This is a genomic window from Duodenibacillus massiliensis, assembly GCF_900128485.1.
In the GTDB taxonomy this organism is placed as follows: domain Bacteria; phylum Pseudomonadota; class Gammaproteobacteria; order Burkholderiales; family Burkholderiaceae_F; genus Duodenibacillus; species Duodenibacillus massiliensis.
The window spans coordinates 1-11,954 of sequence record NZ_LT635855.1; the positions used below are offsets into that span (position 1 = coordinate 1).

The 11,954-nt window shown below is 57.0% G+C and carries 11 protein-coding genes and 1 tRNA gene; 11 read left to right on the forward strand and 1 reads right to left on the reverse strand.

Going from position 1 to position 11,954, the window contains the following annotated elements; translation table 11 throughout:
• Positions 1-158 precede the first annotated feature (158 nt).
• On the reverse strand, positions 159-383 hold the full coding sequence (locus BQ7486_RS12440) for a helix-turn-helix domain-containing protein (protein ID WP_084765509.1): 225 nt from the start codon (positions 381-383) through the stop codon (positions 159-161).
• A 32-nt stretch (positions 384-415) separates the two neighbouring features.
• On the opposite strand from BQ7486_RS12440, the gene priA reads away from it, so the two are divergent.
• From priA to glmS, 11 genes are all read left to right on the forward strand, one after another.
• On the forward strand, positions 416-2,425 hold the full coding sequence (gene priA, locus BQ7486_RS00675; RefSeq protein ID WP_074008591.1) for a replication restart helicase PriA: 2,010 nt from the start codon (positions 416-418) through the stop codon (positions 2,423-2,425).
• Positions 2,426-2,453: 28 nt separating this feature from the next.
• Positions 2,454-2,528 (forward strand) — tRNA-Arg (locus tag BQ7486_RS00680).
• A 66-nt stretch (positions 2,529-2,594) separates the two neighbouring features.
• Positions 2,595-3,023, forward strand: coding sequence for a gamma-butyrobetaine hydroxylase family protein (locus tag BQ7486_RS00685; protein ID WP_022373449.1), 429 nt, complete (start codon positions 2,595-2,597; stop codon positions 3,021-3,023).
• 45 nt (positions 3,024-3,068) lie between these two features.
• The gene (gene ubiE, locus BQ7486_RS00690) at positions 3,069-3,842 is read left to right on the forward strand and encodes a bifunctional demethylmenaquinone methyltransferase/2-methoxy-6-polyprenyl-1,4-benzoquinol methylase UbiE (RefSeq protein WP_022373448.1); all 774 of its coding nucleotides are present in this window, start codon (positions 3,069-3,071) and stop codon (positions 3,840-3,842) included.
• Positions 3,843-4,024: 182 nt separating this feature from the next.
• Positions 4,025-5,026 carry a Tim44 domain-containing protein gene (locus tag BQ7486_RS00700; RefSeq protein WP_074008593.1) on the forward strand — a complete coding sequence of 334 codons (1,002 nt, stop codon included), beginning with the start codon at positions 4,025-4,027 and terminating at the stop codon, positions 5,024-5,026.
• A gap of 348 nt (positions 5,027-5,374) precedes the next feature.
• Entirely contained in the window at positions 5,375-6,826 is a 1,452-nt protein-coding gene (locus tag BQ7486_RS00705) for a high affinity choline transporter 1 (RefSeq protein WP_074008594.1), read from the forward strand.
• A 265-nt stretch (positions 6,827-7,091) separates the two neighbouring features.
• Entirely contained in the window at positions 7,092-7,364 is a 273-nt protein-coding gene (locus BQ7486_RS11540) for a hypothetical protein (protein WP_143182979.1), read from the forward strand.
• Positions 7,365-7,499: 135 nt separating this feature from the next.
• A complete protein-coding gene (locus BQ7486_RS00710; protein WP_022372649.1) occupies positions 7,500-8,156 on the forward strand; it encodes a nucleoside recognition domain-containing protein in 657 nt (218 codons plus the stop codon).
• Positions 8,153-8,644, forward strand: a complete 492-nt coding sequence (locus BQ7486_RS00715) for a YjiG family protein (protein WP_022372650.1) — start codon at positions 8,153-8,155, stop codon at positions 8,642-8,644. Before BQ7486_RS00710 ends, BQ7486_RS00715 begins: the two co-directional genes overlap by 4 nt.
• A gap of 187 nt (positions 8,645-8,831) precedes the next feature.
• Positions 8,832-10,202 carry a bifunctional UDP-N-acetylglucosamine diphosphorylase/glucosamine-1-phosphate N-acetyltransferase GlmU gene (gene glmU, locus BQ7486_RS00720; RefSeq protein WP_143182980.1) on the forward strand — a complete coding sequence of 457 codons (1,371 nt, stop codon included), beginning with the start codon at positions 8,832-8,834 and terminating at the stop codon, positions 10,200-10,202.
• A 31-nt stretch (positions 10,203-10,233) separates the two neighbouring features.
• The coding region (glmS, locus tag BQ7486_RS00725) for a glutamine--fructose-6-phosphate transaminase (isomerizing) (RefSeq protein WP_074008595.1) at positions 10,234-11,954 on the forward strand (1,721 nt) is incomplete at its 3' end.

Consider the following 11,954-nt stretch of genomic DNA (forward strand, 5'->3'; position numbering starts at 1 on the left):
GAACTTGCCTCCTGCCTCGGCACCCGCTTCCCCACCAATCGCTCCGCCGTACCCATGCTCCGTGAACTGGGACAGCGGTAGAAGTACAACAAGAAAATAATCAAAACCAGCCGTTAGACCTTGTGGTTACTGGTTTTGTCGATTTTCTGCTTTAAAACTCAGGTGAGCAAAGTGGCGATGGTTGCCTGCCGTGCGCAAAGTTCTTTCAGACGCCCCTCACGGCACCAGCGGCGTACTGTGCTCACGCTGACGCCTAAAACAGCGGCAAGTTGTCCTATACTGAGCAGGCTGTGGAGTTTTGCATCGCAACCTCCGTTGGTGAGGTTACACGTCTCATTGTTCCGTAAATGGACAGCTTTGGATAAATTATCCGTGGCTAGCAGTTAACCCTTCTGCTTCTGCCGTCTCTATTGTTATGAACGCGAAACTCGCCTCCCAATATGCCCGAGTCATCATTGACGCACCGCTGCCCGTTCTGGACTACAGGATTCCGGAATCGATGAGCCTGGTGCGGGGGGACCGTGTGATCGTTCCGCTGAAAAAGCGCAAGGTCGCAGGCATTGTCACGGGGCTTGAACCGCGCTCGCTTCTTGCGGATTCAAGGATCCGGTCAGTACAGATGCTGCTGGCCGAGACCCGGCCGCTTTCGGAAGAGTGGCTCGATCTCACTCGTTTTGCGGCGTCTTACTACATGGGAAGCTGGGGAGAGGCTGCGCTGCCGGCGCTGCCGCCTTTCTGGCGCCGTGTGCCGGGGGTACGCCATGCGGCTACGGTCGCGTCCCTGCGGGAAGTCAAAGCCCGCAGCGTAAAACCAGGACCAAGGCCTCAACTCAATGAAAATCAGCGCGCTGCGGTACAGGCTGTTTTGGACAGTCACGGTTTTCAGCCGTTTCTGCTTTTCGGTGTCACCGGGTCCGGTAAGACCGAGGTCTATCTTCACATCATGGAGGAGGTCTTAAAACGCGACCCGCAGGCGCAGGTTCTGCTCTTGGTTCCTGAAATCAACCTCACCCCGCAGCTGGAAAACAGGGTGCGTTCCCGCTTTACCGACGAGACTGTGGTGACGCTGCATTCGGAACTCTCCCTAAAACAGCGGGCCGCCAACTGGCTTGCCGTGCACGAAGGGCGGGCCCGTGTTCTTGTGGGAACCCGGATGGCGGTTTTTGCGAGCTTTCAGAAGATTGCCCTTCTGATTGTCGACGAAGAGCATGACACAAGTTATAAGGCGGGCGACGGCCTGCATTATTCAGCGCGCGATCTGGCTGTGAAACGCGCTCAGATGCTGTCGGTGAGCTGCGTGCTGGGTTCGGCCACACCTTCGCTTGAGACATGGGCACGGGCTGAGGAAGGAAAATACCGGCTGTTAAGGCTCGATCACCGCGCCGTGGCGGCCGCGCAACTTCCTAAACTCACGCTCTCAGATACGCGGCATGAAAAGTTTGACATTTTCACGGCCTCCGTCAGGCAAAAGATTGATGAGGCGCTTGAAAGAAAAGAGCAAGTCCTTATCTTTGTGAACCGCCGCGGCTATGCGCCGGTTTTAACTTGCACGGCCTGCGGCTGGGTGAGCCGCTGCCGGCACTGCTCGGGGTTTACGGTTTTCCATAAAGCTGAGAAAAAACTTGTGTGTCATCACTGCGGCACGACCTATGAGGTGCCGCAGTACTGCCCCTGTTGCGGAAACGCCGAACTTGAAGCGGTCGGCACAGGGACCCAGAAAATTGAAGAGGGTATTGAAAAGCTTTGGCCCCAGGCGAGGCTTCTGCGCATTGACCGTGACAGCGTGCGCGCCAAGGGTGAGGCTGAGGCGGCCTTTAAAAAGGTGCATGCCCGGGAAGTCGATATTGTGGTCGGCACCCAGATGATTGCCAAGGGGCATGACTTTCAGCATGTGAGTCTGGTGGTTGTCTTAAACGCCGACGCGCAGCTCGTGAGTCCCGATATCCGTGCCGAGGAACGGCTTTTTGCCACCCTCATGCAGGTGGCGGGCCGCGCCGGGCGGGGGGATACGACCGGCGAAATCGTGGTGCAGACCCGGTTTCCTGAGCATCCGGTCTTTGCGGCTCTGGCAGCTCAAAGCTATGAGATGTTTGCCGGCCGGGCGCTCGGAGAGCGCCGGGAAATGCATGCGCCGCCTTTTGTTTTCCAGGCGCTTATGCGCGCCGAAGCGCAGACATTGGAGAGGGCCGTGGGATTTTTGCAGAGAGCGGCAGCCCTGGCGGCGGATCTGGCCGGAGACACGGTTTTTGTCTACGACCCGGTACCGATGTCTCTGATGCGGTTTATGGATACCGAGCGCGCGCAGCTTTTGGTGGAAGCCGACAGCCGCACCGATCTTCACCGGTTTTTAAATGCCTGGAAGGCCGCCGTGGTGCCTGAGAGCGGTATTTCCTGGCAGATTGAGGTGGACCCGCAGGAAGTCTGAGGCGTTCTCAGGCTATAATCAACAGTCCGTCGCCGTATTTCAATGGATAGAATACGACCCTCCGAAGGTTGTGATGTGGGTTCGATTCCCGCCGGCGGCACCAGAATACAGAGGCGGCACGTGTGAAAAACACGGCCGCTTTTTCTTTTTTATTCCAGGATGGCCGGACATGCTGATTCCTACCGATATGTCTCTGCACAGTAAGAGCAGGCGATTTGACATTACGTTTGACAACGGCAGCAGCTACTCTTTTTCCTACGAGTTTCTGCGCGTGTTTTCTCCGTCGGCAGAAGTGCAGGGGCATACGCCCAATGAAGCCAAGCTGCAGATCGGCAAACAGAATGTCATGATTGAAGGGGCCGATGCCGTGGGCAGTTATGCGCTGCGCTTTCGCTTTTCCGACGGCCACGATTCCGGCATCTACAGCTGGGAGTATTTCGATGAACTCGGGAAAAACCAGAACCTGCTTTGGGATGAGTATCTGAGAAAAATCGCGGCGTCCGGTTTCAGCCGTGATCCCGAGGATCCGGCAACAGCAGCCGAGATTGCCCGTGAAGAGCAGGCAAAAAAAGCGCATCAGTGCCACGGGCATGCCTGACGTTTGATACCTCCCCCGACAACAGTTTCAGAAGATCCAAGACAAATGACAAACAACGGTAAACCGCAGGAGCCGCAGCAAAAAGACGGCATGACGCATTTCGGCTACAGCGCTGTGCGTGAAAGCGACAAAGCCCGCAATGTGGAAAAGGTCTTTGATTCCGTGGCCTCGAAGTACGATCTGATGAATGATCTGCTGAGTTTCGGAATGCACAGACTTTGGAAGCGGGCGGCGATTGCCGCGGCCGGGCTCTCTGAGGGCGGCAAAGTCCTCGATATCGCTTCGGGTACCTGTGATCTTGCGATCGCGTTTGCCGGTAAGGTCGGGCAAACCGGGGAAGTCTGGGCAACCGACATCAACCGGGCGATGCTCTCCGAAGGCTACAAGCGGCTGCAGAAAACAGGAACGAAGGCCCGTGTGGCGGTCTGTGACTGTGAGGCGCTGCCCTTTGAGGACAATACGTTTGATGCGGCAACGGTCTCTTTCGGCTTAAGAAACATGACGCACAAGGACCGGGCTCTGCGGGAAATGTGCCGTGTGGTACGCCCGGGCGGCCGCGTGGTGGTGCTTGAGTTTTCGCACTGCTACAAAATCGTGAAGCCGATTTATGACCTCTACTCCTTTGTTTATATGCCGTGGCTTGGCTCCAAGATCGCCGGTGACAGAGAGAGTTACCGTTATCTGGCCGAATCCATCCGCATGCACCCGGATCAGGCAACGCTTGCGCAGATGATGCGCGAAGCGGGACTGACCGGCGTGTACTGGAAGAACTTTACGTTCGGCGTATGTGCCCTTCACGTCGGCGTCAAACCGCAGTAAAAAAGCGGAGAAGCAGCGCAAAGCCCGGTCCGTCCGGGCTTTTGTCTGAAAAGAACTTATACAAATCAGCGCGTGAGCTCAGATTCACGAAAGCCCGCTTTGTACAATATTGTGAGATTATTAGAAAAGCCGCACGGATAGTTCCGGCGGACATACTTCCCTGAAGGAAAAAGAGAGAGAACATGAAAAAACTTTTGGCAGTTTTTGCAATCGGTCTGATGATTGTGATGACCATGCCCCAGGCGGATGCCGCCAAGCGTTTCGGCGGCGGCAGCAGTTTCGGACGTCAGGCCCCGGTTCCGGCACTCAGCCAGAAGGCCCCGGCCGCCAACCCTGCTCAGAACTTTAACCGCCAGCAGGCCAATCCCGCCGCAGGTGCTGCGGCTGCTGCCAAATCCGCCTCGCCCTGGAAGGGCATGCTCATGGGCGCGGCTGCTGCGCTCGGTATTGCCGCTTTGGCCAGCGCCCTCGGGCTCGGTGAAGGCATGGTGCAGATTCTGATGATGATTCTGCTCGCGGTTGTTCTGTACTTCGTGTTCCGCTTCGCCATGGGCTTTTTCCTTGCCAAAAAGATGCGGGCGGCCGGAGCACAGGGGGCGGGTGCCGCCGCTCAGCGTCCTGAGGAAAGCATTCTTTCGCGCATGAGTTCTGCCGCGCAGACCGCGCAGCAGACCCCGGCTCAGCAGCCTGCGCCGACTCCTGCCGCAGCTGCATCCGCCGCTGCCGCGGGCGCAACGCCCGGCAGCGTGATGGATACGTTTGCCACCACCGCAGCGGTTGCCAACGGTGAGCTCTCCATCCCCGAAGGCTTTGACACGGCTTCCTTTGAAAAGGTCGCCAAGGAAAACTTCGCCAAACTGCAGAAGGCCTGGGATACGGGCAACGTGGTGGAGATCAGCGACTTCACGACCAACGACCTCTTTATCGCCGTCACGCACCAGCTGCGCGAACGCGGCAACACGAATCAGACCTCTGAGATCGTGGACCTCACCGCGAAGCTTCTCGGTATCGCCACCGAGCAGAATGATTATGTGGCGGTGGTTGATTTCACGGGCGCCATGAAGTTTGACGGTGAGTTTGAGACCGTGCATGAACGCTGGATTCTCACGCGTCCGCTTAACGAAACCGAAGGCTGGCTGCTTGCCGGCATCGAGCAGGTTCAGGATCCCGTGCCGGCTGCTTAACGCATCTCAGGCATAACGGACAAGGGCCGCTGTTGTTTTTGTATGACAACAGCGGCCTTTTTGTCGGCAGCCGCAGGCTGTACCAAAAATGATGCAGGCAAGGGATATCACTTACTTTCAGGGGCCTTCAATGAGGCATGTGTTTCATCGAGATCAAAGAAAAGGACTTTCTGACGAAATATTTATGCGCAGGGCTTTTTATTTACGCGGAACTTGTGCAAACTGCGCCCTCCGCGGGAACACCGGTGCGGTACCGTCTTTTTGAGTGACGGATGTGTCTCCCGGCCAAGATTTGGTTTTTCTTTTTTTTAAACCCTTCGTCGTTACGCTTTTTTAAGGAGAGGTGCGATGACGCAGCTGATCGTACTGGTCTGCATGTACATGCTGGTTTCGGTCGGAATCGGGTTGTGGGCGGCTCGCCGCGTACGCAATACCGCCGATTATGCTTTGGCAGGACGGTCTTTACCGCTTGCTATGGTGATTACGGCTACTTTTGCCACCTGGTTCGGCAGTGAGACCGTGCTCGGTCTTCCCGGACGTTTTATTGAGGGCGGCATCTCAGGTGTCATCGAAGAGCCTTTCGGCTCAGGCATGGCGCTCATCCTTGTGGGCATGTTTTTTGCCCGCAAGCTCTACAAGATGGATCTTCTCACCATCAGCGACTTTTACCGTCGCCGTTACGGCAGAAAGATCGAACTTGCCTGCTCGATTTTCATCATCGTGTCCTACCTCGGCTGGGTGGGAGCGCAGGTCGCGGCCCTCGGGCTCGTGTTAAACCTCATCACCGAAGGCGCGGTGAGCGTCTCGCTCGGCATGACCATCGGCACCTTTGTCGTGCTTTTTTATACGGTCTACGGCGGTATGTGGTCTGTGGCGTTCACGGACTTCTTTCAGATGCTCATCATTGTGCTCGGCCTTGCGGCAATCGCGTTTTGTGCGGGTGATATGGCAGGGGGCTTTACGAAGGTCATCGACTTTGCCGAAAGCCGGGATCTTTTTAATCCCTGGCCCGAGATGAGCGTAAGCGGCTGGCTTTTCTGGATCTCTGCCGCCATTACGATGATGATCGGCTCCATCCCGCAGCAGGACGTTTTTCAGCGCGTGATGAGCGCAAAAAGCGCCGGTACCGCGGCGCGCGGTGCGGCAATGGGAGGCGCCTTTTACATCGTCTTTGCCTTTGTGCCGATGTTTATCGTCTGCGCAGCGGTTCTGGCGATGCCGGGCGTGGGGGAAATGCTTTTAAAGACGGATCCTCAGAGACTGCTTCCCACGCTGGTGAAGGACTACATGCCCGGGTGGCTGCGCGTGCTCTTTTTCGGCGCCGTTTTGTCTGCCGTGATGTCAACGGCTTCGGCCACGATGCTTGCGCCGTCGACCACCTTCGTGCAGAACATCCTGAAGGGCTTTGTGCGGATTTCGCCGGATAAAGAACTCACCTGCATGCGCGCCACGCTGACGGTTTTTGCCGTGGCGGTGCTCACCTACAGCCTCTGGTTTGAAGGGACGGCGATTTACGACATGGTGGCGATGGCCTATCAGTTCCCGGTCGTGGGTGCGTTCTGGCCCCTGGTGTGCGGCCTGTACTGGAAGCGTGCGACTGCGCAGGGCGCGTGGCTTTCCATCCTCGTGGGCGGCGCCGTTTGGATCACGCTTTCGGCCACACCTCTGGGTGAAGTTTTCCCCTCGGTGTTGGGCGGCTTTATCGCTGCGGCGGCCGGCATGGTCGGCGGGAGCCTTCTGCCCACCCGCAGCAATGCCCGCTACCGCCGCTGGCAGGCCATCACGGTGCCGGTTGCTTAACTGTTGTCGGATGAACGCTGCCTGAAACACTTTCGGGCGGCGGGTTTTTCTGTCCGAAAACAGAATCCTGATTCTTCGGGCATATGTGTGGGTAGTTAGTCCCCCGAATTTGGGCAACGAGAGCCTGTTAACAAAGACGGAGAGAGCCGCCGAATAGGCAGGGCGAGCAGCACGACTGCCGGCCTTTCTTCAGATTTCATTAACAAAAAAGCCATTCACAGTCTTTAAAGTTGTGGCTGTCTACACTCACAAAATAAGGACCGAAATGGCTCTGGACACCACTTTATTCAAGCATCTTCTCAATGTCAAAGGCACCGTCGTCGAGGACATCGAATTCTTCCACGAAACTGACGGTACAAAATCTGCAGTGGTCAAGGTTTACGCCACCTGGGGATACCGTTGCCGTTGCCGGTTTCGTAATGTTGAAAATCTCAAGGCAATGGTGCTTTTATGCTGCTCAAATTTGGTGATCCCTTTGCCAAACCATGCTGTCTCCGGAAAGCCCGCTAAACAACAGCTTTCCAGTGTAGTTGCTTGATTTTTTTACCCACAACTATGCACGAAGAGCCAAAATCCTTGTGAATGCATGGTTTTAGGCAGTTTACCTTAGGGGCGTTTGAGTCAAGATTGTTACAATCTGACACTTCAATAGCATACCTGCTGAGGTCATGTAATGTCAGAAGACAAAACACAGGACACGGTAGAGGAAGAGAAGGTCGGCCCGGGTGCCTACATCGCACTTTTGGCCGCTTTGGTTTTCTTCTCCGGTATTTTTTACAAGATTGACGGCTACAAGTGGCTCGGAGCACTTGACTTCACCACGCTTGCGGGTGCCTTCGGTCAGATCAGCGGCAAGACTTTTGTCGGTTCCGGCGGTATCGGCGCACGCTCGGGCTTTCTGTTTGCCCTGTCGCTTGTGCCCACCGTGATGCTTGCTCTGGGGATTCTTGAAATTGTCACGTACTACGGCGCCATCCGTGCCGCTCAGAAACTGATGACACCGCTTCTGTACCCGATTCTCGGTATTCCGGGCCGCACGGGCCTTGCCCTCATTACCGACCTGCAGAGTACGGACGCGGGTGCTGCTCTTACCAAGGGTCTTGCCGATCAGGGGCAGATTACGAAAAAAGACCTGGTCGTGATGTGCGCCTGGCAGTATTCGGGCGCAGGGCTCATCAACAACTACTTTGCCATCGGTTCGGCCTTGTTTGCGGCCTGCCTGGTGCCGGTTGTGATTCCGCTTATTGTGATGTTTATTCTGAAGTTTGTGGGTGCTGTGCTTGTCCGCATTCTGCTTAATACCGTTTACAGGAAGGATTTTCAGTCATGAGTGAACAGGCTGTGAAAACCGCCAAGCAAAGCGGCAATCCTCTGGATATCTTCATTACCGGCGCCCGCAAGGGGTTCGGTGTCGCCATCAACAATCTGCTGCCCAACGTGCTGATGGCCTTTGTGCTTGCGCACATTTTGGGTTTGCTCGGCGTACTGGATTTTCTCGGCACGCACTGCGCGGGCATCATGGGGCTTTTTGGCCTTTCCGGTGAATCGATCACGGTGTTGCTCACGGCCTGGCTGTCGGCTTCTGCTGGTACCGGCGTTGCCGTGAGCCTTCTCGCGAGCGGACACATCACGCCGCACGACGTGACGATTCTGCTGCCCGCCATCTTCCTGATGGCGTCCCAGATTCAGTACATGGGGCGTCTTTTGGGTGTGGCTGACTGCCCGAAGCGTTACTGGCCGATGCTGATGGTCAACTCCATCCTCAACGCCGTGTTTGCCCTCATCATCATGAATGTTCTGCTCGCATTTTGGAAATAATCCGGTTTAAGCCGGTCTGAGGCAGAAGGCGGTTATCCCGACAACCGGGGTGACCGCCTTTTTTCATGCCTTTGCCGGACGCTGTCCGCCTCTGCCGTCCCTCGGTACAATTAATCGGTTAAATGCTTAAAACCGCCCGAACTTTCTGTCAGACAAAGGGCGTAAAACCACTAAAAGGAATCGTATTGTGATTAACGTTGTTGTTCTTGCCGCGGGACTCGGTAAACGGATGCATTCGTCGCTGCCGAAGGTGCTTCAGCCGATTGCCGGCTCCCCGATGATTCATCATGTTCTGAAGACCGTGCAGGCGCTGCCCGATGTGAGCCGCACGGTGGTTGTGATCGGTCACGGCGCCGATGAGGTAAAGGCCTCTTTAACGGACTTCCCCGCCGTGTCGTTTGCTCTGCAGCAGCCGCAGCTCGGGACCGGACACGCTCTGCAGCAGGCGCTGCCGCTTCTGGATCCGGCCGCAGAGATGACCCTGGTGCTTTTGGGTGACGTGCCGCTGATTCAGCCCGAAACCATTGCGCGTCTGAGAGACGCCGCCGGTGACGGCATGGCGCTTTTGACGGCTGTGCTGCGTAACCCCACCGGTTACGGGCGGATTCTGCGCCAAAGGGGCCGCATTGTGGCAATTGTTGAGCAAAAGGACGCCACCGAAGGCCAGAAACAGATTCGTGAAATCAACACAGGGATCATGCTGCTGCCCACTGCGCGCCTTGCGGGCTGGCTTTCGGAATTAAAGCCCGCCAACGCGCAGTCTGAGTACTATCTCACTGATGTTATCGGCCTTGCGGTCCGTGACGGCGTGCGCATCAGCTCGGCCCGCCCGAGAAGAAGTTTTGAAGTCGAGGGGGTGAATTCCAAGACGCAGCTTGCACGCCTTGAGGGGATCTGGCAGGACTACAGGGCAGAGCAGCTTACCGATGCCGGCGTGACGGTGATTGACCCCTCGCGCCTTGACGTGCGTGGGGAACTCACCTGCGGCGAAGACGTGGTGATTGATGTGGGCTGCGTCTTTGAAGGCAACGTCAGGCTCGGCAACCGCGTGCATGTGGGACCTTACTGCGTAATCCGTAATGCGGTGATTGCCGATGACGTACGGATTGAACCCTTTACGCACATTGACGGCGCCGAGGTGGGCGCGGGCAGCAAAGTGGGGCCCTACGCCCGTCTGCGACCGCTGACCAAATTGGCCCAAAACGTGCATATCGGCAACTTTGTGGAACTGAAAAAGTCTGACGTTGCCGCTGAAAGCAAGATCAACCACCTCTCCTACATCGGAGATACAACCGTCGGCGCGCGCGTCAATATCGGCGCGGGCACCATCACCTGCAACTATGACGGCGTCAACAAATACCGTACCGTGATCGGAGACGATGCCTTTATCGGGTCAGATACGCAGCTTGTGGCTCCCGTGACGGTGGGCGCCGGTGCAACGCTCGGCGCGGGGACCACGCTCACGCACGATGCGCCCGAAGGTAAGCTCACGCTCTCGCGGGTGCATCAGAAAACGGTGGAAGGGTGGGAACGCCCCAAAAAGGCTGAGGCGAAGTAACAGAACCGGACACACGCTCAGGGAGAGATCTATGTGCGGAATTGTGGCCGGAGTCAGTACCGGCAGAATCATGCCCGTCCTTTTGGAGGGCTTAAGGCGTCTTGAGTACCGCGGCTACGACAGCTGCGGCGTTGCGGTGATTGAAGACGGAAGAATCCGTCGTGCGCGCTCCGTGCAGCGTGTGCATGAACTCATTGAGCAGGTCGAAAACGAGAAAATCGACGGCACGATCGGTATTGCCCACACCCGCTGGGCCACGCACGGCAAACCTGTTGTGGAAAACGCGCACCCGCATATTGCAGGCGGGCGCATTGCGCTCGTGCATAACGGCATCATTGAAAATTTTGCCGAACTGCACGATGAACTGCAGGCCAAAGGCGTGGTCTTTACGAGTCAGACGGATACGGAGGTGCTCGCGCACCTTGTGAATTCCTACTACGAGGGAGACCTTCTTGCGGCCGTGCAAAAGGCTTTAAACCGCGTGCGCGGAGCATACGCCATCGCCGTTTTTGCGCTCAATGAACCGCAGCGCATTGTGGCGGCGCGTCAGGGGTCGCCCCTGGTGGTGGGGTTAAGTGAGACCGGAAATTTCGTGGCTAGCGACGCAATGGCTCTGGCAGGCGTCACCGACAACATCATTTTCCTTGAAGACGGTGATGTGGCTGACGTGACGCTTGGAAACGTCCGGATTTTTTCGCACAAAGGGACGGACTATTCGGCTGTTTGCCGCAAGCCCATGCGGGTGCAGACGTATTCGGGTGCGGCAGAGCTCGGACCCTACCGCCACTACATGCAGAAGGAAATCTTTGAGCAGCCCCGCGCAATTGCCGACACGCTCGAAGGCGTGGAAGGCATCACGCCCACGATTTTCGGCCGTCAGGCGGCAGAGGTTTTCCCGGGCGTCAAGCGCATTCTGATGCTTGCCTGCGGAACGAGCTACTACGCGGCGCTTACCGCCAAGTACTGGCTGGAGTCGGTGGCGGGCATCGCCTGCGACGCGGAAGTGGCCAGTGAATACCGCTACCGCACGCCCGTGACGGATCCGGAGACGCTTGTGGTGACGATTTCGCAGTCGGGCGAAACCGCGGATACGATTTCGGCGCTCAAATTTGCGCAGAGCCGCGGCATGGACAAGACGCTCACGATCTGCAACGTGGCGCAAAGCGCCCTGGTGCGCGAAAGCCGTCTGCACTACATCACGCGCGCGGGTGTCGAAATCGGGGTGGCAAGCACCAAGGCCTTTACAACACAATTGACGGCGCTTTACCTCCTTACGCTGGTCTTTGCCAAGATCAGGGGAAGGCTGACTGCAGAGGCTGAGGCCGACGCTTTAAACCGTTTGCGGCATATTCCAACGGCGCTTACCGCAGTGCTTGCGCTGGAACCCCAGATCATCGCCTGGGCCGAACGGTTTGCCCGCAAGGAGCACGCGCTTTTTCTGGGACGCGGCATGCACTATCCGATTGCGCTTGAGGGGGCACTGAAACTCAAGGAAATCAGCTATATCCACGCTGAAGCCTACCCGGCCGGGGAATTAAAGCACGGGCCTTTGGCGCTTGTGGATGAAAACATGCCCGTGGTGACGATTGCGCCCAATGACGAGCTCATTGAAAAATTAAAGAGCAACATGCAGGAGGTGCGGGCCAGAGGCGGTGAACTTTATGTGTTTGCCGACGCCGACACGGCGATTGCCCCCGCCGACAACATGCACGGGATTCAGATGCCGGGAAACAACGGTGATCTCTCGCCCGG

Excerpts from the sequence above, each read along its gene's own strand:
- priA (WP_074008591.1), top strand. The coding sequence starts at position 416 with ATGAACGCGAAACTCGCCTCCCAATATGCCCGAGTCATCATTGACGCA.
- BQ7486_RS00685 (WP_022373449.1), top strand. The coding sequence starts at position 2,595 with ATGCTGATTCCTACCGATATGTCTCTGCACAGTAAGAGCAGGCGATTT.
- ubiE (WP_022373448.1), top strand. The coding sequence starts at position 3,069 with ATGACAAACAACGGTAAACCGCAGGAGCCGCAGCAAAAAGACGGCATG.
- BQ7486_RS00700 (WP_074008593.1), top strand. The coding sequence starts at position 4,025 with ATGAAAAAACTTTTGGCAGTTTTTGCAATCGGTCTGATGATTGTGATG.
- BQ7486_RS00705 (WP_074008594.1), top strand. The coding sequence starts at position 5,375 with ATGACGCAGCTGATCGTACTGGTCTGCATGTACATGCTGGTTTCGGTC.
- BQ7486_RS11540 (WP_143182979.1), top strand. The coding sequence starts at position 7,092 with ATGGCTCTGGACACCACTTTATTCAAGCATCTTCTCAATGTCAAAGGC.
- BQ7486_RS00710 (WP_022372649.1), top strand. The coding sequence starts at position 7,500 with ATGTCAGAAGACAAAACACAGGACACGGTAGAGGAAGAGAAGGTCGGC.
- BQ7486_RS00715 (WP_022372650.1), top strand. The coding sequence starts at position 8,153 with ATGAGTGAACAGGCTGTGAAAACCGCCAAGCAAAGCGGCAATCCTCTG.